The 26556-nt window shown below is 44.3% G+C and carries 26 protein-coding genes; 22 read left to right on the top strand and 4 right to left on the bottom strand.

All coding sequences use genetic code 11. From position 1 onward, the window contains the following. Positions 1-314: 314 nt before the first annotated feature. The 15 genes from AC58U0_RS20150 (at position 315) to AC58U0_RS20080 (ending at position 14840) form a co-directional block, all read left to right on the top strand. On the top strand, positions 315-1022 hold the full coding sequence (locus AC58U0_RS20150) for a CpaB family protein (RefSeq protein ID WP_497380772.1): 708 nt from the start codon (positions 315-317) through the stop codon (positions 1020-1022). A gap of 118 nt (positions 1023-1140) precedes the next feature. After that, positions 1141-2376 carry a CpaE/TadZ family protein gene (locus AC58U0_RS20145; protein WP_497380771.1) on the top strand — a complete coding sequence of 412 codons (1236 nt, stop codon included), beginning with the start codon at positions 1141-1143 and terminating at the stop codon, positions 2374-2376. A 25-nt stretch (positions 2377-2401) separates the two neighbouring features. Further along, a complete protein-coding gene (locus AC58U0_RS20140; RefSeq protein ID WP_497380769.1) occupies positions 2402-3934 on the top strand; it encodes an ATPase, T2SS/T4P/T4SS family in 1533 nt (510 codons plus the stop codon). 2 nt (positions 3935-3936) lie between these two features. After that, positions 3937-4869, top strand: a complete 933-nt coding sequence (locus tag AC58U0_RS20135) for a hypothetical protein (protein ID WP_497380767.1) — start codon at positions 3937-3939, stop codon at positions 4867-4869. Between the two features lie 13 nt (positions 4870-4882). Beyond that, a complete protein-coding gene (locus AC58U0_RS20130) occupies positions 4883-5782 on the top strand; it encodes a hypothetical protein (RefSeq protein WP_497380765.1) in 900 nt (299 codons plus the stop codon). A gap of 15 nt (positions 5783-5797) precedes the next feature. Next, a complete protein-coding gene (locus AC58U0_RS20125; protein WP_164484210.1) occupies positions 5798-5947 on the top strand; it encodes a hypothetical protein in 150 nt (49 codons plus the stop codon). A 16-nt stretch (positions 5948-5963) separates the two neighbouring features. After that, complete coding sequence (locus tag AC58U0_RS20120) at positions 5964-6110, top strand: hypothetical protein (RefSeq protein WP_164484208.1); 147 nt, start codon at positions 5964-5966, stop codon at positions 6108-6110. Next, positions 6107-6532 (top strand): hypothetical protein, encoded by a 426-nt coding sequence (locus AC58U0_RS20115; protein ID WP_057307832.1) that lies wholly within the window; start codon positions 6107-6109, stop codon positions 6530-6532. The genes AC58U0_RS20120 and AC58U0_RS20115 overlap by 4 nt, the downstream gene beginning before the upstream one ends. 17 nt (positions 6533-6549) lie before the next feature. Continuing rightward, on the top strand, positions 6550-7032 hold the full coding sequence (locus AC58U0_RS20110; protein WP_497380762.1) for a hypothetical protein: 483 nt from the start codon (positions 6550-6552) through the stop codon (positions 7030-7032). A gap of 65 nt (positions 7033-7097) precedes the next feature. Next, positions 7098-8282, top strand: coding sequence for a M24 family metallopeptidase (locus tag AC58U0_RS20105; RefSeq protein ID WP_497380760.1), 1185 nt, complete (start codon positions 7098-7100; stop codon positions 8280-8282). A 108-nt stretch (positions 8283-8390) separates the two neighbouring features. Further along, positions 8391-10178 carry a cache domain-containing sensor histidine kinase gene (locus tag AC58U0_RS20100; RefSeq protein ID WP_497380758.1) on the top strand — a complete coding sequence of 596 codons (1788 nt, stop codon included), beginning with the start codon at positions 8391-8393 and terminating at the stop codon, positions 10176-10178. Continuing rightward, on the top strand, positions 10150-11610 hold the full coding sequence (locus tag AC58U0_RS20095) for a response regulator transcription factor (RefSeq protein ID WP_497380757.1): 1461 nt from the start codon (positions 10150-10152) through the stop codon (positions 11608-11610). The genes AC58U0_RS20100 and AC58U0_RS20095 overlap by 29 nt, the downstream gene beginning before the upstream one ends. Before the next feature lie 111 nt (positions 11611-11721). Then, positions 11722-13044, top strand: a complete 1323-nt coding sequence (locus tag AC58U0_RS20090) for an ABC transporter substrate-binding protein (protein ID WP_497380756.1) — start codon at positions 11722-11724, stop codon at positions 13042-13044. 72 nt (positions 13045-13116) lie between these two features. Beyond that, positions 13117-13992 (top strand): carbohydrate ABC transporter permease, encoded by an 876-nt coding sequence (locus tag AC58U0_RS20085; RefSeq protein ID WP_497380755.1) that lies wholly within the window; start codon positions 13117-13119, stop codon positions 13990-13992. Positions 13993-14015: 23 nt separating this feature from the next. Next, positions 14016-14840: a carbohydrate ABC transporter permease gene (locus tag AC58U0_RS20080; protein ID WP_497380754.1), complete on the top strand. Its 825-nt coding sequence runs from the start codon at positions 14016-14018 to the stop codon at positions 14838-14840. Positions 14841-15184: 344 nt separating this feature from the next. On the opposite strand, the gene clpP is transcribed toward AC58U0_RS20080, so the two are convergent. The 3 genes from clpP to AC58U0_RS20065 are packed head-to-tail and all read right to left on the bottom strand — an operon-like array spanning position 15185 to position 16691. Then, positions 15185-15766, bottom strand: a complete 582-nt coding sequence (gene clpP / locus AC58U0_RS20075) for an ATP-dependent Clp endopeptidase proteolytic subunit ClpP (protein ID WP_047684586.1) — start codon at positions 15764-15766, stop codon at positions 15185-15187. A 33-nt stretch (positions 15767-15799) separates the two neighbouring features. After that, on the bottom strand, positions 15800-16093 hold the full coding sequence (locus AC58U0_RS20070) for a hypothetical protein (protein ID WP_497380753.1): 294 nt from the start codon (positions 16091-16093) through the stop codon (positions 15800-15802). 13 nt (positions 16094-16106) lie between these two features. Next, positions 16107-16691 (bottom strand): ArsR/SmtB family transcription factor, encoded by a 585-nt coding sequence (locus AC58U0_RS20065; RefSeq protein ID WP_497380752.1) that lies wholly within the window; start codon positions 16689-16691, stop codon positions 16107-16109. A gap of 304 nt (positions 16692-16995) precedes the next feature. On the opposite strand from AC58U0_RS20065, the gene AC58U0_RS20060 reads away from it, so the two are divergent. Next, positions 16996-17388, top strand: coding sequence for a PDDEXK family nuclease (locus tag AC58U0_RS20060; RefSeq protein ID WP_497380751.1), 393 nt, complete (start codon positions 16996-16998; stop codon positions 17386-17388). An 82-nt stretch (positions 17389-17470) separates the two neighbouring features. Here AC58U0_RS20060 and AC58U0_RS20055 read toward each other — a convergent pair whose 3' ends face one another. Then, positions 17471-17605, bottom strand: a complete 135-nt coding sequence (locus tag AC58U0_RS20055; RefSeq protein WP_497380750.1) for a hypothetical protein — start codon at positions 17603-17605, stop codon at positions 17471-17473. A 184-nt stretch (positions 17606-17789) separates the two neighbouring features. Here AC58U0_RS20055 and AC58U0_RS20050 point away from each other — a divergent pair, with 184 nt between their 5' ends. The 6 genes from AC58U0_RS20050 (at position 17790) to AC58U0_RS20025 (ending at position 26477) form a co-directional block, all read left to right on the top strand. After that, on the top strand, positions 17790-19340 hold the full coding sequence (locus AC58U0_RS20050) for a GH35 family beta-galactosidase (RefSeq protein ID WP_497322848.1): 1551 nt from the start codon (positions 17790-17792) through the stop codon (positions 19338-19340). A 72-nt stretch (positions 19341-19412) separates the two neighbouring features. Beyond that, a complete protein-coding gene (locus AC58U0_RS20045; protein WP_497380749.1) occupies positions 19413-21161 on the top strand; it encodes a sensor histidine kinase in 1749 nt (582 codons plus the stop codon). 6 nt (positions 21162-21167) lie between these two features. Further along, the gene (locus AC58U0_RS20040) at positions 21168-22799 is read left to right on the top strand and encodes a response regulator (RefSeq protein ID WP_497322850.1); all 1632 of its coding nucleotides are present in this window, start codon (positions 21168-21170) and stop codon (positions 22797-22799) included. Between the two features lie 118 nt (positions 22800-22917). Beyond that, positions 22918-24441: an ABC transporter substrate-binding protein gene (locus AC58U0_RS20035; protein ID WP_497380748.1), complete on the top strand. Its 1524-nt coding sequence runs from the start codon at positions 22918-22920 to the stop codon at positions 24439-24441. A gap of 197 nt (positions 24442-24638) precedes the next feature. Next, positions 24639-25574 carry an ABC transporter permease gene (locus tag AC58U0_RS20030; RefSeq protein ID WP_497380747.1) on the top strand — a complete coding sequence of 312 codons (936 nt, stop codon included), beginning with the start codon at positions 24639-24641 and terminating at the stop codon, positions 25572-25574. A gap of 12 nt (positions 25575-25586) precedes the next feature. Further along, positions 25587-26477, top strand: coding sequence for a carbohydrate ABC transporter permease (locus AC58U0_RS20025; protein WP_497380746.1), 891 nt, complete (start codon positions 25587-25589; stop codon positions 26475-26477). Positions 26478-26556: the final 79 nt, after the last annotated feature.

Genomic DNA, 26556 nt, shown 5'->3' with positions numbered 1-26556 from the left:
GTGCAGAAATGTCATATGACACTTTGGAGAGGCTCGGCATCGGGATGGAGAAAGGCATATGTTGGATAGAGCCTTTTCTGTGGTATCTACAATTCCGAATGATTGATTGTGGAATAGTGCCTAGACAGGGGTAATCCCCTAATCACCACAGCTTGTAAATATATGTTGAAAAATGGAAGTTTATGTGATACTTTTAGGTTATAGCTTATGAACTTTATATCAAGATTGTTTTGATTTGCGAAGAACGCAGATTTCGGATTTATATCCGGGGTTTGCGTTCTTTTTTGTTTTTGCGAGAAAAAGGGGGTGAGGTTTTGAATCGCAGGAGAAGCCTGCTTATTAGTTTAGTAGCTGCGGTTATGGCGGGTTTGCTTGTGTATGGGGTGTATGTCATGCAAGTGAATCAGGTCGAGCTGCAGCAGACTGTTCAGGTTGCGGTTCCGAAGGATTTTATTCGGGCCGGTGTCTTGATTCGTGAGGATATGGTGGAATTTAGAGCTGTTCAGAAGGGCAGTTATACAGAAGGCATGATGACGAAGCTGACGGAGGTGGTTGGGCAGGAGACGTTGATACCGCTTGGTAAGCAGGAGCCTATTTTGAAATGGAAGGTGAATCGTTATCATCTGCTCCCCAATGAGCAGCAGGCTACTTTTCAAATTCCCAAGGAATATTTGTTATCGGTTTCAAATGGTATTCGCGCCGGGGATCGGGTGCGTATTTACGTGTCGGGTGCTGATGGCAGCTCGCGCAGGCTTTTTGATGAGAAGGAAATTACGGTTGCTTCCGTGAAGTCCTCGGCGAATGTGGAGGTGGACAACCCGAAGAGTTCTAATCTGCTATCCAAGGTGGAAGGCGATAAGGAAAAGATGTATGCTTCCCGATTGGAAGCGAACGGCGCTATCGACCAGATCAACCTTAACTTAGCGGAGAGTGAGTGGCTTCAGATTGATCAATTATGCAGCTCGAAGAAAGCGAAGTTAGTCATCGCGTTCAGTTCCTCTTCTATTTTGGAGGGGGAATGAAGGGGGAGTAAGGTGGAATGTGGGGGAACGAAGGTAGGAGATTCAACGAGAGTAAGATGGAAGGCAGAAGAATGAAAAGGTGTATGTGAACAGCGAGGAATGAAGGGAGGTAAGAGATGTGCATATAGGACTGCTATCAACGGATCAACGATTAATTGATGAGATTACGAATGTGGTTTATTCGAAACCGTTAAACTGGATGATCTGTTCGGCTGCGGATGATTTACGAGGTAAATTAACGGAGATGCCTTATTCGCATACGATCATTTCGGATCGGGAGATGGATTTTGGGGATTTTGAAGAGTTCCTTTCGGAGTTACAGCAGCAATACACAGGTTTAAAAATTATTGTTCTGCTCTCGAACTATCACGACGCTTCCATTAATGAAAAATATTTAAAAATGTGCAAGCTGATGAGGCTTGATTATGTCCAGCCAGGGCGCAGCACCGCTGTTATTGCTGACGATATTCGGGCTTGGGTTGATGGTTCTGGGGTAGATCATGCGAATCAACAATCGTCAGGGAAGCTAATTACTTTCATCGGCTCAACGCCGAATATAGGTACGACATTAGCTTCATTTGGTGTAGCACACGCGCTAGCCTTAGAGACATCAATGAAAGTCGGATATTTGTGTCTTAATCTAAAAAGTTCTAAACTTCATCGTTATTTAGGCCGAGATGAGCATGTTTTTACGTTGGATGGTCTGAGAGCGGAGCTGAAGGCGCAAAGTCTCACACCGGAAAGGCTGCAGCAGGTATGCGATAAGCCGAAAGAGGCACAGGGGCTGCATATCCTATATGGGAATATGCTTCGAGAACAGGCAGAGTTTTTTACGCCATCGGAGATTATTCATTTGTTGCGTGTGGCACGGGGCACTTTTGATGTATGCATCATAGAAGTAAGCGCTTATTGGGACAATGCGGCGACCGTTTGTGGACTGCTGGAAGCAGATAGCAAAATTGTGGTAACGACAGCGGATATCGCTCATTTTCAAGAGGATTTTTCGAGGTGGATCAGGCAGGTTGGCGCTTTTTTTGGTCTTCAGCCGGATGGGTTTGAGTTAATGGCTGTTCAAACGGATCGGCATGCCAAGCATAGCGAGTTCACGATTAAAGATATTCGCAAGGAAACACAGCTGCATCTGATAGGTCAAGTATCTCGGCATGCTGATGCGCTTTCTCGTTGTAATCAAGGCAAACTGTTGGACATGTTCGTGCCGACCCACGCCATGCATGAGGAGGTTAGGGCGGTTTCTCGAAAATTCATAGATTACTATAAGCTGCCAAGGAAGGTGAGTTTACGACAAGTAACATGGCTGCAAAAGATCATAACAGGCAGACGTGCTGCAACTTAAATTAAGTAGGGAAGAGGTGAAGGGAGTGAGTGAGGAAAGGTTTTCAATTATTACATACATGCATGAACGCAAAAGCGAGGGCGCAGTAGCTGATTTGGCTCCAAAAACTGAGCAGGAAAAGAGAAGAGGATCAGAATATGGTTCGGTGAGATCAGGTTCTGGGGCAGAGCAGGGCGGGCGGACTCTGGACTCTTTGGGAGAAGAGGAAGATGGCGAGGGAAGTCCAAGAGCTGAACTGCAGATGCAGGGGGGTGCTCTTTTTAACCAATGGGTACAGGATATTCGAAGCGAACTTGTTTCGATGAAGGGCAGGACTGAGGCCGAAAAGCAGCTGTATAACGAGACGTTGAATCGTGCGATTCTTGGTTATGAGGAGGATCGAGGCAAGCTTCTTGCGATTATCCATGATCTGGTTTCGAAAAGAAGGCTTTCGGATGTGCCTCCGAGGACGAGTGGTTATACGACTTTACCTGAAGCCATTTTTGCAGAGATTATTGGGCTGAACGTTCTTGAACTTGTACTAAAGCATAAGGAGGGACTTGAAGAGATACAGGTTGTGGGGAGACAGATTTTTGAAGTGCGCGGCGGGATGGCAATGCCGTCTGCCTATTCGTTGCCTTCTGTTCGTGAATTAGAGAGGATTCAGCAGAATTTGGTTCTTTTTAACAATGACACTTTGAATCCCAGGAAGCGATGGGCAGAGGTTGTGCTGCGGGACGGATCCCGCGTTACGATGACGGGGTTCGGGTTCACGGCTGAACCGACATTAACGATTCGCTTTTATACGATTAAGCGGTTTGATTTGGCGTCCCTTGCTGCTGCTGAACTAGCCACGATGGATAAAAGGATGGAAAAGCTGATTCTGATCTTGATCCGATCCTATTTTAATATGGTGGTTATCGGTCCTACCAACTCGGGGAAGACAAATTTAATCAAAGCGATTATTGCCGAAATGGACGATAATGAACGAATTATTACGATCGAGTCGAGATTCGAGTTGAATTTAAAGCGAGATTTTCCGCATAAAAATATCGTCGAATACGAAATTGACGAGGAAGATCCGCGGCATTCTGGGCTGCAAGCTTTTAAATTGGCATTGAGGCAATCGCCAAAGCGCATTTGTCATGCTGAAATTCGGGACGATGACGCGAACCTTTATGTGAGGGCTTGTACGCGGGGGCACGAGGGCAGTATTACGTCGGTTCATGTGAGTGAACTTGAGGATGTGCCTGATGCGATTACAGATATGTGTATGCTGGATGGCAGGGGGATGAATCCACTTCGACTAACAAAACGGATTACAGAGTTTGTGACACAAATCGGTATGGAGATGGCTGTCGTTGATGGAAAAAGAAAGATTGTGCGAATCGTCGAATATCGCTATGAAAATGAGGAGGTTTGCGTCACGGATCTCGCAGTTTATGACAAGTCGACAGATGAATGGACATTTCCCGGGAAATTGTCGCATCATGCATCGCGGAAAATCGTTAAGTACGACAAAGAGGGGCTTGCTTTGTTGAGGGAACTCGGATTTATTGAGAAAGAAGGCGAGTATTAATCATGATTTTCGCCAAATATGTCTTTCTCTTGTTGTTATTTGTTTTAGTTTTTGTACTTATTCAATCGCTTTTACACGTACTTATCCGACAACGCAAAGCCAGATATAGGCTGCATTATGTCAAAACCTCCACGTTCGTCGCTAGATTCAGCGAATATTTGGGAAATAGGAGCTCTTTATTTAAGCATATAAAGGAAATGATGGAATCCGTCGAATCCAAAATGAGCATGCGAGGCATTATGACAGTCAGTTTCGTTTTGTTTTTAGTCGGATTATTGGCGGGGACGTTGTTTTTTCAGACGTTAAAAGGGGTCGTTATCGTTACTTCTATCTGTGTTTCACTTCCTTATATGCTGCTACGGTTGAAGCTTGTCAGTGTCAGACTGCAAACCCGATTGGAGTTTCTTCCGGCCGTTGAAGTATTTTATCAGTACTATATGGTGGATCCAAATAAAAATATGAAAATGGCACTTAAATATTGTTTAGAAGAGAATCGAATTCTTTATCCGATCAAGCCCGTATTTGAACAATTATATCGTAATCTCATGACGCAAAGGGATACGGAGGAGAGCTTACGCATTTTCTCACTCACTTTGGGCCATACATGGGCCGATTATTTTGTCGGTGTCATGCGTGTTGCTTTGACGGAAGGGAGCTTTGTCGGTGAAAGCTTAAAGGATTTGATTGTCGATATGCGGAAAGCGCAGCGATTCGATCAGTTGGAACGAAATCGACTTCTAGAGATACGTATTGCTAATTTTACGCCCATATTGTTTCTTGCCTTATTCTTATTTATTAATTTCAAGGTAAACACGGAGAACGCTTATTTCTATTATATTGTTGACCCTGGCGGGCGAAACATGATTCTCGATGCGCTTCTCCTCATTTTCATCTCGTTTCTAATGGGCATGTACTTATCAATGCGAAGAATGTGAGGGATTTACTTCCATGATTATTGAAAGCACGCAACTAGCTAATCTGCAGATGGTTTCTAATTTGCTGCTCTTTCTTCTTTTCATGACTGTTTTTTATCACTTTTTGATGCAAATGCCTGCACGTAAGAAGAGATGGAGATCACTACATGTCAAAAGAGCACTGCAAGAAACAAAACTTCCTTCATGGATGTTTACATGCTTAGGTATGAGTACGAAAATCGTGGAGGAAAAGCGCCAACTGCTGCTGGGGTGCGGTATTTGGATGAATGCTAACCTTTATGAAGGTATGAGAAGGATAGGGATGGGTGGCGCACTTATGCTCGGTGCTGTTGGGTATTTAGCTCTGGAGTATCCGATGCTTACTTTGTATATACAGCCGATTTATGTCATGGTGGGGACTGCTTGCTTACTCATTTTTTTGGTTTTTGACAAAAAGGTGCTGGCTCAATTAAAGGAAAAACGATCGCATCGAATAGTCCGAGAGATTTACGTGATTAGTCATCATCTTCTCTATTACAACGATTCTGGGCTGAATTTACATGCCAAGCTATCTTTATGTGTTTCACAAACGCGCTCCATCCGGTCGCACTTTCAATTGATGTTGAATGAATGGTATCAAGGCTCGGAGGAGGCTATTAACCATTTTAAAATCAGACTAGGGACAGACGATGCACACAGCTTTGGGGAAACGCTGAATGCTTTGAGGCTGAATGAGCATGGCAGCTATTACGAGTTGTTGAAGCAAAGAATTCAGGACTACAAAGAAAAAATGGAACTGGTTCGAGATAGTAAAAAAGAAACCGTGTCTTATCTTTTGTTTGTATTAGCAGGATTGCCGATTTTGAACACATTTCGGGTATTCATGTACCCGTGGATTGCTGAAGGTCAGCGATTATTTAATGCGATTAACTAAGGGGAGAGGGAAGTTATGAGAAATATTTTGATTACAGTTATGATGCTAATTGTTGTGGCATTACTTTTTACATCGATTATTAATGATGGATCGACAGGGATGAGGCGGAATATTTCGACGCACGGAACGCAGGCAAATACGGATATAACGGCTTTAAGGCCATAATGAAGGAAGATTTGCTGTGAGATCGATCCTCGTTACGGTGATGTTGATTATGGTGGTGATTGTCATATATAACAGTGTGGTTGGCGGCAGCACAGGTACTCGGAAGCAAGTAAGCAACAGCGGCGCAAGGATCAATGGGACGATTGAGCGGATTAACCCATGAAGCAGATTTTGGTGTTTATCTTATTTGCGACGATGCTTTGTTGGTTTATGTTTGCACCGGTTTATAAGCATGTCATTATTGTTCGGCAGGCTGTTTTGCAAAAAGAAGTCGATTATTTGCTTGAAATCGGTGCTAATGGCAGACACGGTTATATTAATAGCACTATGATTCAGGAGTCTAGGGATCGGATGGCGGAAAGAGGCTTCATTCCGGGAGATCTCGTTTACACGGTAAATACGACTACGGGGGTCGGGGGAATGGATCCAGGGATGCCCGTTTGGCGAGGAACGGGATTGAGTTTAAAAATGACGTATCCGTATCATCGACTTTTTGTCATTGATCAGCTTGTGGGGATTACGGTTCCTTCCGGATCAGATCGTATGGGGGCAACAGGCATGAAGATGAGTGAGTATGTGCCTTGAGGGCCTGAGGTGATATCTTGTATAAACTGCTTTTAATCGTCTTGATGAGTGTCGTGTATATGTCGCTATATGGGCTGCAAACGGACGAGGAATTGGCGATGCATACGCTTTTTCACGGGAAGCATACATTGAATAACTCTGTGCATGCGGCAGCCCAGCAAAGTGATCAAGTAAAGCTGGCAAGCGGTATTCACAGTATTGATGAGACGAAGGCCAGAGATGTGGCCATGCAATATTTGCAAGCTAATTTGAGATTAAATACGGCGAATGATCCGCTGCCGAATACGTTTTTGCGCAGCAGGGTTGTCGTGGAATTATTTAAGATTATTAATGATAATGAGGTATTCCCTTATACGTATGTGAATGCGGGAAATGGCTACTCTGTAACGCTGGATCGACCTGGTGTGATTATGTTCATCCGGTTGGAGTTTCCGCGGACTTATACGGTTTTGCAGCCGATTACGTGGACGATTAAGTCTTCGGCGGAGATGGTGTTTTGACCAGGTTATTTCATTGTATAATGAGAGGGTGAGGTGTGAATTCAGGGTTACGAGGAGAGATACATATGACTATTTTCCAGCAACGGCAGCAGGCGCTGCAGCGTGAGATGATTCAGCGGGGTTGGTCCGGCTTCTTGGTCACGAACAACGTCGATATATATTACTACTGCGGATCGATGCAGACGGGGTATTTGTTTATTCCGGCGGAGGGAGACGCGCTTTACCTCGTACGCCGAAGTTTGGTCCGAGCGGAGGAGGAAGCGTCAGCGGCGGTGGAAGCGCTGGGGTCTTTGAAGACGCTGGGTGAGCGTCTTCGCGCGCGCTGCGCGGGTGGATCCGCGGCTGCGGGCGTGCTGCGGATCGGGACTGAGCTGGACGTGTTACCCGTCCAGCTGTATGTGCGGCTGCAGGCTGCGCTGCCCGGCGCGGCCTGGGAGGACGGCTCGCTGCTCGTGCGCGAGCAGCGAATGATCAAATCGCCGGACGAAGTCACGGCGATTCGATCGGCTGCGCGCGTCGTCGACGCAGCGCTGGAAGCGGTCATCCCCCACATTCGTGAGGGGATGGCGGAGTTTGAGCTGATGGCGCTCATTGAGCATCAGCTTCGGCTGCGCGGGCACCAAGGGCTGATGCGCATGCGCGCGTACAATTCCGAGTTGATAACCGGAATGGTAGCGGCAGGCGCGGCGGCAGCGGTGCCCACCTATTTTGACGGGCCGGCCGGGGGCACTGGGCTTCACCCGTCCAGCCCGCAAAGCTCAGGCCGCGCGCTGATTGGGCGCGGCGAACCGATTCTCGTCGATATCGGCTGTATGGTCGACGGCTATCTCATCGATCAGACGCGCACGCTCGTGATCGGCGATCTAGACCCTGAGCTGCAGCGGGCCTATGACGTGGCGGAGCAGGTGCTCCGCGCCACGGAAGCCAGGCTGCAGCCTGGCGTTATCGCCGAGCATCTGTATCTGCTCGCGCTGGATCAAGTGCAGGAAGCGGGGCTAAGCGCCCACTTCATGGGGTACGGCGCCGACCAAGTGAAATTCCTTGGTCATGGCATTGGGCTCGAAATCGACGAACTGCCCGTTCTCGCCAAAGGCTTCAAATACCCGCTGGCGCCCGGCATGGTCATCGCGATCGAACCCAAATTCACCTTCCCCGGTCGCGGGGTGGTGGGCATAGAGGATACGTATTTGATTACCGAAAATGGTTATGAAAAGCTGACCATTTCGAGGGACGGTATTCTCCGAGTATAACGAATTTTTCATAAGAGAGACTGGCGGAAAATCATGCCAGTCTCTTTGTTTTTAATTAACAAGCAAGTATACTTGACCCATATGAACATCATAAGGGGACAATGGACAATGAAATTGAGACATTTCATACCACAAACGTTAAAGTACAAGCTATTCTTAGCTTTCCTAATCGTTATTCTGCTGCCCATCATTATCTTAAATATGACGCACGTTCAAAAGTTTGAGACGTTAATGAGAGAACAAGTTAGCAGCCAAAATCTCGAACAAATGACAACGATTACATCCTCGCTTGGCAGTTTATTAAGTGTTTCAGAGAAGACCTTTACCCTGATTGAACAGGATTCTTTTGTAACTGCGATTTTGAAAAAACCCGAAGCGGGGGGTTCTTATGCCTCTTTCCAACAAAGACAGAAAATTGAAGAGAAGTTTAATGCTATTAATAATAGTGTGTTTATTGCTAATTCCTACGTCTACTATACCGTTCTCGATTCGGAAGATCATGTTTACACGTCATATGGACCTACTCATATATTAAACCACTCTGTTCTTTCGGCAATGCCAGTGATACAGGATGCTTTCCTTGGGAAGTCCCTTTCCAAATGGCAGCTAGAAGAAGGCGGACTAACCTCAGCCTTTGGTATTCAACCCTCTTTATTAACCATGTATAAAGGATTACGAGATGAAAATAATCGGGTATATGCCGTTGTAAGAATCGGCGTTGACTATCAAAGCTGGCTTCGAAGCGCTATTCCTAGTCCGATTAATGATGAATTGTATGTGTTGGCTTCCGCAGAAGGAGAAATCTATGGGCGCAGCAACACATCCAATGCTCTTGCACTGCCAAACCCATTGAATACGTTAGGTTGGGAGCCGACCGGAAGCAAGGTCGAGAACGACCATATCATTAGTTATTCTAAAATTCCGAGCTTGAATTGGTTTCTAGTCAAGAGCATTCCAACCAAATACCTGTTTCACAAAGTGAATCAGCTGCAGCAATCCTATATTTTGACAACGCTAATTATTGCCGTTTTGTTTATTGTCATGACCTTTCTGATCTCGACCACCATCACCAGGCCCCTGCAGCTTTTGCAGAGGAAAATGTCAGATGTCGTGAGGCGGAATCTGAAGATTCAATTGCCTGAGGAAAGCTATAAGGGGGAAATTCTAACCTTTATTCAGGCTTTTAATAAGATGGTCAGAGATGTGGAGAGTCTTCTTAATCGGTTAAAAGAGGAAGTGCGCCACAAGGAGGCTATGCGGTTCCAAATGCTTTTGTCACAGATGAACCCGCACTTTCTGTTAAACACGTTAAATACGGTGAAATGGCTTGCCATTGAACTCGGTAATCGTCAAATTCCTGAAGTATGCGAGTCGCTCGGCAAGTTATTGGAAGCAGGAATGCGATTGGATGTGGATTTAATTCACCTCGAGCATGAGATTGAACTTGCCCAAAGATATATCCGTATTCAGCAGCTTCGCTATGACCGCGAATTCGATGTTTATATCACATTTGACCCCGAGCTTCGCCATGCGCTTGTTCCTAAGTTGAGTTTGCAGCCGCTAATTGAGAATAGTATCTATCATGGGTTTGCGAAGATCGAAAGGTCAGGGAGCATCCAAATTAGAGTTCAAAAACAAGAAAATAAGCTTGTTATTGAAGTGGAGGATAATGGCGTTGGAGTAGGTAATGCTGGGCCAACATCCGGTAAAGGAAATGGTATTGCCTTGAAAAATCTCGAAGAGAGACTCGTGCTCCTGTTTCGAAAAGAAGGAACTTTGGCTATTGAATCCATTCCCATTGGGACATTAGTTCACATTCGCATTCCGTTCTTGTTGTCTCCACCCTATTCGAAAGGGGAAAGCTTACATGTGGACAGTTCTCTTGGTAGAAGATGAAGCCTTCGTACGACGAAGTATCCGAAAGGGAATGCCCTGGGAGGAAAATGGCTTCAAGGTGATAGGGGAATGTGGGAATGGCCAAGAAGCTTTGGCATTTATCAGGAATAAACAGCCGGATTTGGTTATTTGCGATATTATGATGCCTGTCATGAATGGTGTAGAGCTTCTTTCACAGGTTCGCCGGGAGAAATTAGGAACAGCCTTCATCATGCTCACTGTCATGAATGATTTTGAGTTTATCCAGCAAGCGATGGAGCTAGGGGCATCGGGTTATGTGCTTAAGCTTTATTTGACTCCGGAGAAAATGACCGAGGCGCTGACGAAGGTAAAACGGGAGTTAGAAAGAAATTTACGCCTTATTTCTCAAGAAATAGACGATTACTGTGAGACTTTATATAACGAACCTAACGATCAGGTGCGGGCGATTGAAAGCCCGGCTTTTATTCGGGATTCTTTTAACCCCAATCGGCTTATCCTTATATTGCATGGACAAACCATTTTCGATAAGCAAGATTTGCTGCAGCTGCCTTTATTCGATACGGAAATGAATGCAAGGATGCATCTTTTTACCAAGATAGGGATGACCACAGTCCTATGCGCTGTTCCAGAGGAAACAAAGATTAGAATAAGGGACTCCGAGCAGCGTTGCGATTTCGTTGTTTTAATCTCAGAGCGGTTGTCTGATGAGGATATTCACACGGTTTGGAAAACCATGGTTTCTCGGTTGACTGAACTATGGTATGCAGGTAGATCGGGTATTTTCTTCCACCAGCCCAAAATCTTAAAGGCTCATGTATATTCCAACCTGCCTTGGTCGCTGGAGAAGAACTTAATCCAAGCTTTTGAGCAGATGAACCAAGGGTTACTTGATCTTTCATGGCAGGAAATCTGGGCGTGGATGAGGGACGTTGAACTGTCTTTGCTTCGTGTAAAAGAAATATTGCTGCGTTTGGATCGCAAATTTGCAGAGCTCGCATTCATGACAATTGACTCAGCAAATGCCTGTGTAGAGGCTCTTTCTCATAAGGAGGCGGGGCTTCTTTTTAAACAGAGAATCGATAGGTACATGGCACATTGGAAGGCAACGAACTATGAGGTTACGGATCATGCTGAAATCAATAAAGTAATTGCCTATATGAATCAGCATTTTGAAGAAGAGATGCCACTGTCACTGCTTGCTGGTATTGCAACGATGGATGATAAATATTTAAGTGTTCTTTTTAAGAAAAAAACAGGTAAAACGATAACGGAATATATCATGGGGCTGCGCATTGAAAAGGCTTGTCACCTGCTGCTGCACACGGATCAACCAGTTGCTCAAATCGGGGCAAAGGTTGGTTTTGCTAATGAAAATTACTTCGCTCGCATATTTCGGAGAGAAGTCGGCATGCCGCCGAGTATTTTCAGACAACAAAATGCGAAGTTATGAAATCAAACTTTTGTGCTAAAAGAACAATACATTGTTCCTTCGAACCCTAAAAAGCTGGTGATATAGTTGATTTGTAACCAGTAAGGATATGAAATACAGGAGGGTCAAATGATGAATATGAAGAAAACAACGCTAAGTCTACTCTCTGCGGCTATCGTGTTGGGAGTTACAGCAGGCTGCGGTTCATCGGGTGAGAATGCCGCTAAGAACAGTCCCGCTGCTACTTCAGAAGCTAAGAAAGCAGTCACGCTTACGATGTGGGGGGGCGTACCAGCCGAAGCCGGTCCGCAGTTGGTAGTTGATAATTGGAACGCAAAGAACCCCGATATCCAGGTAAAATATGAGCGTTTTGTCAATGATGATGCCGGCAATCTGAAGCTCGATACGGCTCTTACGACAAATCAAGGTATCGATTTATATGTCAACTATACCTTATCATTTTTATCAAAACGTGTTGATGCTGGAACCGCACTCGACCTTAGTGAATTTAAAGACTACAATATTGACGATAAAATGGGCAGCGATGCAAAGGACTGGAAAGTAAAAGATAAGTATTACGGACTTCCCACCAAAAAGAATGTATCTTTCGTTTGGTTGAACAAAAATGCACTCGATGAAGCGGGGCTGTCCGTTCCTGCGTTAGATTGGACGATGGCTGATTTGCAGCAATATGCGACGAAGCTTAAAAAAGGCACACGTTGGGGCTTTACACAGCATATCTCCGCGTATCCTAGCTTCTTCGATGGTACCAATGCGGGAGCAGGATTCACGAAAGCAGATGGCACATCTAATCTCGATGAACCAACTGTTCGCAAGGCCTATGAGGCCGTGTTTAACATGATGTATACCGATAAGTCGATGCCCTTGCTAGGCGAACAAATGACGAGTAAAATGCCGACCGATTCGATGTTTTTAAAAGGCGAAACAGCTATGCTGGGCGCGGGCGAGTTTATATTCCGCAGTTCAAATAACATGAAAGATTTCCCTCGCGACTTCAAGATTGCTTTTGCTACGGTTCCTAAAGTGACGAAAGAACAGACTACTTTTAAATATCCGGGAGGACTTGGCGACGTTATTTCCATTAATCCAAACTCGAAGAACAAAGAGCAAGCTTGGAAGTTTTTGAAATGGTATGCGGATGGCGGAATGATGCCGATGGCTGCCGGCGGTCGCATTCCTTCTTCTAAAGATGCGAATGTGGAAGAAGCCATTAAACTTCTCCTTGGAGATAATGAAAAAACATATGATGTAGATTCGCTCAAAAAGGTTGTATTCGGCAAATTCCCTACGTTTACAGCAACGATTCCGCAACAGGTTGTAGATGCGCGAAGAGAAGAATATGAGAAATATTTCTTGAAGGCACAATCCTTGGAAGACACCCTGAAAAATACGGTCAAGCGCCATAACGATTACTTATCCAAAAACAAGAAATAGCAAGAAAGATAGGGGGATGCATCAAGAAAGAGGCACCTCCCTTTTTTGTTCAAAAAAGGAGTGATTTATGGAATGAACTGGGCAAAAAAACAACGTAGATTAGGGTACTTGTTCATTTTACCTAATATGCTAGGCGTCATCTTATTCTTTGTCATCCCTGCTATATTTTCGCTGGGGATTATGTTCACGAATTATAAATACACATCGCCGGATATCGAATGGATCGGCCTCGAAAATTTCAATAGATTATTTCATGACCCCGTATTCTATGTTTCATTAAAGAAAACAGCCTTATTTCTTGCCGCTGTCCCTGTTTCAATCGGATTGGCCTTTCTTGTAGCTCTTGTATTGAATCGGAGTGTGTATGTAAAGAGTCTGCTAAGGGCTATGTTTTTCATGCCGTACATTACGAGCGGTGTAGCTGTAGCTTTTGTATGGATGCTTCTGTTTCAGCCGTCGCAGGGACCTATTAACAGCTTTCTCCGTTCCATTGGCATTGATAATCCGCCAGGATGGATGTCTACGACGACCTCTTCGATGTATGCCATAGACATTATTTGGATTTGGTTTCTTCTTGGTTATAATATGATCATTTATTTGGCAGCCTTTCAAGAAATACCGCAAGAACAACTGGAAGCCGCAAAAATCGATGGAGCCAGCTCATGGACGACGGTTTGGAAAATCATCTTCCCGCTAGTGAGTCCCTCCACGTTCTTATTAATGATTACGGGCTTAATTACGTCGATGAAGACGTTTGGTATGATTGAAGCTGTTACGCAAGGCGGACCTGGAGGCAGTACAACGATTTTATCCTTGTTTATTTACCACAATGCGTTTCGTTACTATGAAATGGGCTATGCTTCGGCCATCTCATGGGTCTTATTCGCTATCATCTTCTTGATCACGATGATTCAATGGGTTGGCCAGAAGCGATGGGTTCACTATTAAGTAAAAACCGGAGTTGAGACAATATGGAGATAAAATCGACAAAATTACTATATACGATTGCCATGCTGGTAGTGGGTCTTTTTATGATTTTGCCGTTTCTTTGGATGATAAGTACATCTTTTAAGACACCTAATGAAGTGTTCCAGTACCCGATCCAATGGATACCCCAGAAGGTGACGTTTGAACATCATCTTAAAGTGTGGACAGGCAAGGAAAGCTTTGTTACTTATTATATGAATTCGTTGAAAATAGCGCTGATTTGCATGGTTGGAGCTACATTCTTGTCCTCTTTAGCGGCTTATGGATTTTCGCGAATTGAGTTTAAGGGAAGAAACCTGCTCTTCATGTTTTACTTATCTATGATGATGGTTCCACCGCAAGTGCTATTTGTTCCTAAATTTATTTTGTTTGATAAAATAGGGATTTATAATACACACTGGGCACTTATTCTTCCTGGTTTGTTTACCATTTTTGGGGTATTTCTGATGAGACAATTTTTTATGTCGATCCCGCAGGAGATTACTGAATCTGCTTTTGTAGATGGGGCTGGCCATTTCCGTATTTTCTTGCAGCTCATGCTGCCTCTGGCTAAACCGGCGTTGGCTACCTTAGCGATTATTGATTTCTCCTGGAACTGGAATGACTATGAGAATGCCCTCGTTTTCCTACTTGACCGTGATCTGTATACAGTCCCGCTGGGCATGCAAAATTTCATTCTAGAATTCAATATTGACTATAACGGGATGATGGCGGCTACATCTGCTGGCATTGTTCCCATGCTGCTGGTATTTCTTGTTGGGCAAAAATATATCATACAAGGTATTACGGGTTCCGCGGTAAAAGGTTAAGGGTTGATTGGAGGAGTAAATAGGTGGAAGTGGTGTACATGGTGTACACTCAAAGATTGGAAGTGTCGTTATCCTTTACCACGTCTTGAAAGGGAACGAGGATTCGCTATTTTATGAATATACGCTAAAAATGGCGCTGGGCGGAACGAGTAGGCGCTATGTGTTAGGAAATGATGTCAATCATGCCTGAAACTGCAAAATAGCGCTTCTACGTTCCTCCAATGCTGGGATTTGCCTGATTTTAACTAAATTAGCGCATCTACGTTCCTTCAAAGGGCTCATTTAAGATTGAAAAACCCTAGCCAGTGGCTAGGGTACTTCAATCTTGATTATAGGAAGAACGATTAGATTTTCTCAATTACCTTATCAATCAATCCATATGTTTTCGCATCTTCAGCGGTTAGGAAGTAATCACGGTCTGTGTCTAATTCAATCTTCTCGATCGGCTGCTTAGTTGTTTCGGCAAGAATTCGATTCAGTGTTCGCCGTGTTTTGAGAATGTGCTGGGCACGAATGTGAATATCGCTGGCTTGGCCTTGGGCGCCTCCCCATGGTTGGTGAATCATAACCTCGGCATTAGGGAGAGCGAACCTTTTGCCAGGCGCACCTGCCGTTAAGAGAATGGCACCCATGGATGCGGCCATACCTACGCAGATGGTGGAAACGTCAGGTTTAATGAAATGCATCGTATCGAAAATCGCCAGTCCTGCAGAAGTGGAGCCGCCGGGTGAGTTGATGTAGAGTGAAATATCTTTCTCCGGATCTTCAGCAGAAAGGAATAACAACTGGGCAACAATCGCATTGGCCACTTGATCGTTAACCTCCGTGCCAAGGAACACAATGCGATCTTTAAGCAGTCTGGAATAAATATCATAAGAGCGCTCGCCGCGCGAAGATTGTTCTACTACCATAGGTATGAAACTCATAGGAATCATCCTTTCATTTTTAAGTACTATATTTTAAGAAGCTTTGCTTTGGACGGTATGACTGTGGATAGTACGTTTTTGACCAAAACCAGAGGATACCATGATTAGACGGATCGGTTCTTCGCCATGGGTGGTTTGAAATTCACGAACGGTGAAGGTAGCTTCCGATTCATTAAGCGAGATACCTTGACGACGATAAGAGTCGATCGAGATCACGTTGCTTTCTGAGGTTTCAGTAGTACGATTAACGGCTTGCTCCCAAGCAATAACAGGTGTTGCAGGTACTGCGTCATTCTGCGGTTTACTTGTTTGTTGTTCATGATTCATGGCGTTTGCCTCCTCATTCTTTCGGTTTGGGATATACGGCTAACAAGACTTGATAGGCATCATTTCCGTCTTTGCAGCTCGAGTATCGATCCACCAATTGCTGCACCATGGCAGCGTACTCCTCAACGAATGTTTGCCTTTGCTGTTCATCAGACAGATGGACCTGCAACTGAAGTGTTGCACTAGGAATGACTTCGCCCACATCGGATTGCTCCATAAGCAGCATCGCATCTCTACGAATCCGCTCGGATGTGGTCACAAGGTGAGCCAAAGAGCTCTGGTCCTTCAACTTCTGCAAGGTTTCAGGCTTCATACTTAACGATTCGGCCAATACGAATGTTTTGGCTATCGCTCTGTACAATACTTCAACCAGATTGCGCACCTGGCGTGTGCCTACGCGTTGAACCAATCCGGCTTTTTCCAAAGCTTTGAGGTGATAGTTAATGCGTTGAGCCGTTTCCCCGAGTGTTCGAGCCACTTCAGCAGCTGAGCCAGGTTCCAGCAATTGAGCAATGATCTCCCCGCGAATAGGGTTCAGCAAGACGGTAGCTTGCTCGGGAGACTCGATGTAATAGCTGTCTTGAATATCTTTTAGCATGGAGTGGATAGCCTCCAATACAAAGTATGTGTTACGTAAAAATATTTTATTACGTGGAAGATGAAATGTCAATGGGCGGGGGGAGAAGAAGAGTGATATCGGATGACAAATAAGTTTTGAAGTGACAAATAAAGTTCTGAAGTAACAAACAAAGTTTCGAAGTAACAAATAAAGTTCTGAAATATAGAATATTGTCTTTTTGGCGAGATTCTATAATACCAAGATATATGGATATTTGTCCTTAGTCAGCATGCGTTCACTCCAATGTGTGAACGCATATTTTTACTTTTAGGGAGAATGAATAATGAATAGAGGTAGTGCAATACGCAAAACACAGATGAACAGACTTAAGGATGGCAGAGGTCAAGAATACGGAGAAGGTTACAAGCTTTTCATTCAAGCAAGTGACAACAAGGCGCCTTCTCTAGGATATCTTATCAGAGAATTAGGATGGAAGACTGGTAGAATACACCATACTCTTTCTAAAGAAGAATGTCGCTATCTAATGGTATTAACCTGGTCAGATAAAGTCGTAAATATAAGAGAACAATACCCACTTAAGCCGATTGAACGGAGTATTGAATTTGCGGAGCAATTGAATATTAAGCATTCAATTCAAGATAATGAACCTATTCTTACAACGACCGATTTTATGATCACAATTGAGACAGAGAAAGGATTTGAAGATGTTGTTTAATTTAAATTAATGTTTCAATAATTATGATTAAACCTGTATGTCCGATTCACTATATCCTAATCTTATTAGAAAGATAATTAAATCAGAATGCGAGTGGGGTCTCCTTTTGCTTTTTTGCCACCACAACAGACATATATTTGAACTGTCTTGTTTCAGCCGTAACAGCTACTATACTCATCATGCCTGCAAGTAGCCTTGCTTGGTTTACAATACCCAAGACAATCACTCCTTCTTAGATTTTCTGAATCAACAAATATATACATTATTTAGATGAGACATATCTTTGAAGTGGAAGTCGGTAAAATGCAATAGATAAGTCGCCTTAGTAGTAGTCGGGACTATCATGAGACGGTAAACTTATGATAGTTTATCTGCATTAATTACGAAAGAGGTGCCTTATATTGAAACCGCTACCCTATTTAGCAAAAGAAAACGGACTTTTTAGCCTTATTGTAGATGGCAATCCTTACATTGCTCTTGCCGGAGAGATTCACAACTCCAGTTCTTCAAGCCTTGAATACATGAAGGAAAAGGTATGGCAGAATTTACGCGGTCTTCATCTGAACACCCTCATTGTGCCTGTTTTTTGGGAGATGCTGGAGCCTCGCCAGGGCAGCTTTGATTTTACTTTGGTGGATGGCATCATCGAGCAAGCACGCGAGGAGAATATACGTCTCGTACTGCTTTGGTTCGGATTGTGGAAGAATGGCAGATCTACGTATGTACCGGGTTGGGTGAAGAGAGATGATATGACCTATTTCAGAGCCTGCTATCCGGGGCCTTCAGCAACGGATACAATTTCACCCCTGTGTGATGCAGCCGTTCAAGCTGATGCCAAAGCTTTCAGCCGGTTAATGAGCCACTTGAAAGAAGTGGATGGCCAGCAACATACAGTTATTATGGTGCAGGTGGAGAATGAGATTGGATTTCTAGGCAGCGACAGAGATTATTCCGCTTATGCCAATGAACAATTCGCTCAATCGGTTCCGCAAGACGTGAGTGAGGCTTTTGACCGTGACGGTACTTGGAGCGAGGTATTTGGGGAAGACGCCGCGGAATATTTCATGGCCTATTATTATGCTCGGGCAGTGGAGGAGATTGCACAGGCGGGGACGAAAGAGTATGCTTTGCCTATGTTCGTAAACGCATGGCTTGAGCAATTCCCTGAGCGAGCGGGTTCTTATCCGAGCGGCGGTCCGATAGCGAAAGTGATGAAGATATGGAAAGCAGCGGCACCTACGATAGCCCTCTACGCACCTGATATTTATTTGGCTGACTTTGCCAAAGTTTGTGAGGAGTATACGGCGGGAGGCGATAATCCGCTGTTCATTCCTGAAGCGAGGCGCGATATGGTATCCGCCACGAATGTCTTTTATGCGATTGGCAAGCATGATGCGCTTTGTTTTGCGCCCTTTGGTATCGAAGATTTTCTAGCTCCCGCAGACGGCAGCGATACAGGGATTGATTTCGGAATCATGATGGCGTTGAACATAGACGTATCCGCTTTCCATTTGAACGGGACTGGGCCTTATTTGGCCCAAAGTTATGAATTACTCAGCAATATGCTGGGAATTATAAATCAATACCGCGGCACGGGGCAAATGACGGGATTTCTGCAGCATCACAACAGCGGTTGCATACTTCCGTTCTCGAAATATGACTTAAAGCTGACGTATAAACGTCAGGAACAGGGGAAACCCATAGCCGGAGGGCTGGTTATCGAAGTTTCCGAAGATGAGTTTATACTGGTGGGTATCGGATTTTCAGCGGAATTTCTCCCAAAACGCGGGGAAGCAAAAAAAGTCGGTTTTGTGAAAATTGAAGAGGGATCCTTTGTGAAAGACCGGTGGAAAATGAAGCGGGCACTTAATGGGGATGAGGCGGCATACGGGATTTCAATAGGAAGGAATCCTTCGGCGCTTTGTGTGGAAATGTATAAATACAATGCTTGATTAATATAAGCAAAAGCAAGGACTGTCGAGCAGAAGCTGGCGGTCCTTTTGGACATGTAGGAGGGCTGGTTCATGCTTGGATTCATATCGCATATTTCATGGAATTCAATTCGATTTAAACTGGTAGTTGGACTTTTGTGCATCACAGTGCCGCTGATTACTCTACTGATTTATACGAACTATTACAGTATTCATGTCGTTCATAATCAAGTGGCCGTGTCTAACAAAAATATGATGTCGCTTTACATGAAGCAAATCGATAATCAACTGGATGATGCGGACAAGCACGTGGTCAGCCTTGCCGCTACGGATCTGGATATTCAAACGTTCGGAGCTCCGGAATCGGATAATGCCTATCAATTAGCCAAAACGAGCCTTAACAATAAACTATCCACCGATATACTGTCCAAGTCCGTCGATTCATTTTTTGTTTACTCTATTCCCAAAGATGATTTGTTAGATGTGTTCCGCAGCCCTACTTTCTATGGAGAAAGGACGTTAATCAGAGACTACCTACATTCTTATTTGAGCAGCAATCCGGATTATGACAGCATCCATGGCAACAGATGGTTCGCACAGAAGATTGGACAAAGCTTTTACTTTTTCCGTATCCTTCAAATTGGGGATATCTATATAGGAACTTGGGTCAATGCCGGAAGGCTGCTGACTCCACTTAATTTTATTAATCTTGGTAAAACAGGGGCGGCATTATTCGTATCGGATAAAGGGGATCCCATGAGCAGCACAAATATTTTACCATATGGGAAGATTGATCTTCATCAGGGGCTTCAACAGTATTATATGACAGGGGATAAAAATGATATCCTTGTAGTCGGCGAGGCTTCACGCATAGGTGATTTCAGCCTGATGGCTGTCATTCCTGATGATCAAATATTACAGCATTTGCCTTATCTTACCCGTATCATTACAGCCATATCGCTCGGTTCCATCGCATTGCTTCCGCTTAGCTTATGGTTCCTGCGGAAGACGGTTCTCGTTCCGCTAAAACGGATACTGGCGACAATGCGCCGGATCGGTGACGGACATGTAAGTGTAAGAATCGAACCGTTTTCGACGTCAGACGAATTTCGGATGGTAAACGATACGTTTAATAAAATGATGTCGCAAATTGAAGATCTGAAAATTAACGTATACGAAGAACAGCTTAGTAAGCAAAAAGCTGAACTCCAGCATTTGCAGCTACAAATCAATCCGCATTTTTTTATGAACTCGCTGAATATTTTATTTAACTTAGCCCGGATGAAAAACTTTGATTTGATTCAGGAAATGACGCTTTGTTTAATGCAATATTTCCGTTATATGTTTCGCAGTAACTTAAGCTTTGTCACCTTAAGAGATGAAATCAAGCATATTCAAAATTATTTGCGTATTCAAAAGCTTCGTTTTCCGCGGACGTTAACTTGCACCATATCAGCTCCTGATTTCTTATCGGAGACCCAGATTCCACCGCTTGTGATTCAGACCTTTGTAGAAAATGTTATCAAACATGCCATTACGATGGATGATCCGATGGAGTTGACCCTTGATATCGATTTAGATGAAACAGCACTTGAGCCCAAACTGAAGGTAGTCATTCGTGACACGGGAAAAGGCTTTTCTGAAGAGGTGCTTGATGAAATCCATAAAGGAAATAGAATCATTGATGAGCATGGAGATCACATCGGAATTTGGAATGTATCACAACGCTTGAAGTTACTGTATGGGGATAAGGCTCGGATCGTTTGTTATAACGGGTTTCCACAAGGGGCCGTTGTTGAAATGACGCTTCCACTTGAACCGCCAGAACAAGAAAGGGGATGATCGACCGTGTTTTCTGTACTTATCGTGGATGATGAACAAATAGCCGTAGAAAGCATACAATTCGGTTTGAATTGGAGTGAATTTGGCGTTTCCTCCGTTCATACCGCCTATAGCGTGCGTCAAGCGAAAGAAATATTTGAAAACCATCGGATTGATATTCTGCTCTGCGACATCGAGATGCCTCAAGCTTCGGGACTCGATCTGCTGGCGTGGGTGAGGGAGCGTTTTCCCAAGACGGAAACGATTTTCTTGACTTCCCATGCGGATTTCTCTTACGCGAAGCAGGCTATACAACTAGGCAGTCTTGATTATATGCTCAAACCGATCCTGTTTGAGGAGCTGGGAGTAGTGATGGGCAAGGCCACTGAGAAGATCAGTAAGGAGAGCGAGTTGAGCGAATACAGCCAGTATGGAAAATATTGGTTTCAACATCAACCGCTGTTGATCGAGCGGTTTTGGTTGGACATTATAAACCAGACAATTCCATCAAACCCCGAAGCTGTGATGAAAGCCGCTGAAGAACGGAATATTCCATATGCCGACGAAATGTCCTTTTACCCGATTCTAATCCGTGTTCAACGTTGGCACAAGAGTGTCAGTCTGCGTGACAAGAAGATTCTGGAGTACGCGTTAAAAAACTCAGCAGAAGAATTAATCATCAAAGAACGGCAGAATGGGATGTTGATTGCGATGGGGGCTGACACGCTTCTGGCTATTTTGACTGTCGAGGCAGGCACACAAGAGGATCTGAAGCAATCTTGTCAGAAATACATCGCATCTTGCCATCAATATTTCTTTTGCGATTTATCTTGTTACATGGGGGATGAGGTCGTCGGTCATGAAATGACGGCCATGGTTTTCAAGTTGATGGAGTTGGATAAAGACAATGTCGCCTATGACAATCGTGTATTCTTGTTAAAAGAAGCGCAAATCGCCGAACGGAGCGGCAAGCTGCCGGATATGAGTCTGTGGGCTGTCTTGCTGAAGGAGGGAGCCAAAGAAAAAGTGTTGGCGGAAGCAGCGCTTTTTTTCGAGCAGTTCAACGTCAAGGAACGGTTAAATGCACAGCTGTTGCATCAATTTTATCAGAATTTCCAACAAATGCTGCATTACTTGCTGCAAACAAAAGGGATACAGGCGCACCAATTACTGAGTGAACAAGAAACCATAGAGTTGTCGTCTAGTGCGACCCGATCTGTGACCGATCTTCTACGCTGGATCAGGCATGTTGTCACTAAAGCAATGGATTACATGGTGATTGTGGAGCAATCCCAGAGTGTGGTGGGAAAAGTAATCGCCTATATCAAACAGCACATCTCCGAGGATATAACACGTGATGACATCGCTGCCTATGTGTATTTAAACCCGGATTATTTAGCGCGTATTTTCAAAAAAGAAACGGGACTGATCATCTCTGATTATTTGAATCAGGAACGTGTGAAAATTGCCCAGGAGCTGTTGGCCAATACCGACATGCCGGTAGCTGCGGTCGCTTCACAAATCGGTTATTCTAACTTTTCTTATTTCTCCAGGGTTTTCAAAAAGGTCACGGACTTGAATCCGATCGAATACCGATTGAAATATCATACCGGGCGGAATGGCTCAAAAAGTCGGCTAAGTGAAAATGAAAAGTCGTGACTGAAGCAGATACCTTTCGTAGTGGATTGTAAAATAAAGATACATTCGTCAGGAACTGCAAAAAGGTTGAAGAAACCGGTTCCAATTTGGCGAATAGAAGATGAAACGGGGGATAACCATGAACAAAAAAACAATGGCAGTAAGCTCAGTTGTACTCTCTTCCATGCTCTTCCTCTCCGCATGCGGCAGTAGTGGCAACCAAGCCAGCACTGCGACACCGGGCTCATCTACCTCGGCGAATACACCTTCATCCAATGAGAAATCGGTAGAGTTAAATGTAGCTTTTCCGATCTTCGGAGCCGTGCCGAAAGATATTCTGGCAGTACAGGAGGCTATTAATCAGATTTCCCTGAAGAAAATCAATGCAACGGTCAAATTAACGCCGATTAGCATCGGCGACTGGCAGCAGCAGAATAACTTGATGCTGACAAGCAATGAGAAGCTGGATTTGATGGCTGTTTTCGGCAATAATTACAGCAATCTCGTTGCTAAGAATCAGGTTCTGCCCTTGTCTAAGCTATTGGATCAGCAGGGAGCAGGCATCAAAAAGTCACTTGATCCCGCCTACTTGAATGCCGCCAAGATCAAAGGCGATATTTATGGAGTGCCCACGATTCGCGATCTTGCTGTCAATTATGGGATTTTAATGAAAAAAGAAATTGTCGACAAGTATAAAATTGATACGACGAAAATCAAAACGCTAGACGATGTGGAAGGTGTACTGAAGACAGTTAAAGATGGCAATCCGAACTTTACACCGCTCGTGCCGGCCGCTGTCGGCCAGTCGTTCATGGATGAGTATGTAACCTTTGACAGCATGGGCGATTTTATCGGAATTCTGCCAAATTATGATAACGATTTGAAAATTGTTAACTTGTATGAATCGAAGGAATATGCGGACTACGTGAAAAAGATGAGAAGCTGGTACAACGACGGATACATTCTTAAAGATGCAGCCACGAATAAAGACTCGCAATTCGATTTGATGAAAGCAAATAAAGGCTTTGCGTATATGTCCAATCAGAAGCCTGGCTTCGAAGTTAACGAATCGAAGTCCGTCGGTCAGCCAATGGTCGCAGCTTCCTTGATTTCTCCAGTTGCGACTACAGGCACTGTAACCTCAGTTATGTGGGGAATTCCACGCAACACCAAGATGCCTGATAAAGCGATGGCGTTCCTGAATTTAATGTACTCGGACAAAGAAATCATCAACTTGTTTGATTGGGGTATTGAAGGTAAACACTACGTGAAAAAGTCGGACAATGTCATCGATTATCCGGAAGGCGTTAACGCCTCTAACAGCGGATACAACCTGAATATGGGATGGTTGTTTGGCAATCAATTCTTGTCCTATGTATTTAACGGGGATGACCCTAATCTTTGGAAAAATTTAGATGAATTTAACAAGTCAGCCAAAAAATCGAAGGCTCTTGGTTTTATTTTCGATGTGACACCAATCAAAACCGAATATGCGGCTGTTACGAACGTTGTGAAGCAATATAAACTGCCGCTTGAAACAGGATCCGTGGATCCGGATAAAGTACTCCCTGATTTCATAGCCAAGCTAAAATCAGCCGGGATGGATAAAATTATCGCTGAGAAGCAAAAACAGCTCGATGAATGGGCGAAAACTAATAAATAAACCTGCGTTTTCATTATGGTTCTACCTGCCCGATCAACGCCATGTTGATCGGGCTTTTCTTTTTACGTGGCAGCCTGATAGTCGCCTGAGTGAAAGTGAAAAGTCGGTTTAAAGGTAGTTGGGGAAATCCAATTTCACTATCATTAAGAGTATAAATAACATCAAGAAACACCTATTAAATGAAGGGGGAAAGCGCCATGGCAACTATCCAAATGCCAAATAAGAAAGTAAAAAGAATACTGAAATATAGCCCGCTCTACGTCATGATGATCCCAGGAATCGTGTACATGCTAATCAATAATTATATGCCGATGTTCGGACTCAGCATCGCATTTAAAGACATTGACTATGCCAAGGGTATTTGGGGCAGTGATTGGATCGGGCTGAAAAATTTCGAATATTTATTCAAAACACAGGATGCGTTCATTATTACTCGCAACACGATATTATATAACACCGCTTTTATTATTCTCGGTCTAATCGTTTCGGTCGGACTTGCCATTCTACTAAACGAGATCAAGAGTAAATTTGCTTCACGTTTTTATCAGAGTGTCGTTATATTACCGTTTCTGATTTCGATGGTGCTTGTTAGTTATCTTGTCTATTCCATGCTCAGTATGGAGAATGGTTTCATTAATAAAACGATTTTGCCTGCAATCGGCTTGGATCCGATTTCTTGGTACAGCGAACCGAAATATTGGCCGTTCATTCTGACTTTCGTCAACATTTGGAAAGGGGCAGGTTACTCTTGCATCGTCTATCTGGCGGCGATTATCGGCATCGACCAAGAGTATTATGAAGCGGCAACCTTGGACGGAGCGTCGAAGTTTCAACAGATCCGTACGATTACGATTCCGCTGATTACTCCCGTTATCATCATGCTAACGATGCTTGCAATAGGCCGCATCTTTTATTCTGACTTTGGCTTATTCTATCAAGTGCCTATGGACTCGGGAGCGATCTATGATACAACGAATGTTGTTGACACTTATGTGTATCGAGGCTTGATGCAGCTCGGCGATATCGGTATGGCATCGGCAGCGGGCTTCTATCAATCGATCGTCGGCTTCGTGCTTGTCATCGTATCCAACTTTATCGTTCGTAAAATAAACAAAGAGAACGCACTTTTTTAAGGGGGAAACATCGTGAACAAAGAAAATCGCGCCTGGCAGTCGGCGGCCCATATCATTCTAATCTTGTTTTCCCTGGCTTGCCTGCTTCCGTTCGTTCTGCTCACCGTCTCATCCTTTACCGATGAGAATGTGATTGTCCAATACGGCTATTCTTTTTTCCCAAAAGAACTGAGCCTTGAAGCTTATGTGTATTTGTGGCAGCAGTCCTCCCAACTTTTGCACGCTTATGCCATCACCATTCTGGTGACGGTGCTAGGGACAGCATCCAGTCTGCTGATAACATCGCTGCTTGCTTATCCACTGTCGCGTCGTGATCTTCCTGGGGGTATATTCTTTGCCTTCCTGCTCTTCTTCACGCTGCTGTTCAACGGAGGATTGGTTCCGACGTACTTGATCTATACACAAATTTTCCATATAAAAAATACAATCTGGGCGCTGCTCATCCCAGGACTATTGATGAACGGCTTCAACGTGCTGCTGATGCGAACGTTCTTTATGACGACCGTGCCTGTGCCTGTGCTGGAGTCAGCGAGCATTGACGGCGCAGGGGAGTTCAAGATGTACTACAAAATCGTTCTTCCGTTATCGCTGCCGATTATGGCGACCGTAGGGCTCTTCCAGGGTCTTGCTTATTGGAACGACTGGTACAACGGCTTGATATATGTGACGGATCCCAGCTTGTTCAGCTTGCAGAATGTGCTTAACCGCATCATGAGCAATATTCAGTTTCTGGCCAGCAACAGTTCGTTGAGCTCCCGGTCCAGTGAAGCGGTTGCACAGATTCCGGGCGAAACGTTCCGGATGGCGATTGCGGTGGTCGGTGTCATTCCGATTCTGATTGCCTATCCGTTCTTCCAAAAATATTTTGTCAAAGGCATGACGGTTGGAGCAGTGAAGGGTTAATTCCATTAAAAACGAAAGAGAGCTGAGAGAATACATGATAGGTAATTGGCATTCCATACACCAGACTCCACAAACAAGG

This window comes from Paenibacillus sp. J31P190 (assembly GCF_059692075.1).
The sequence above is the reverse complement of the archived record's forward strand: the minus strand, read 5'-3'. Positions and strand labels throughout refer to the sequence as shown.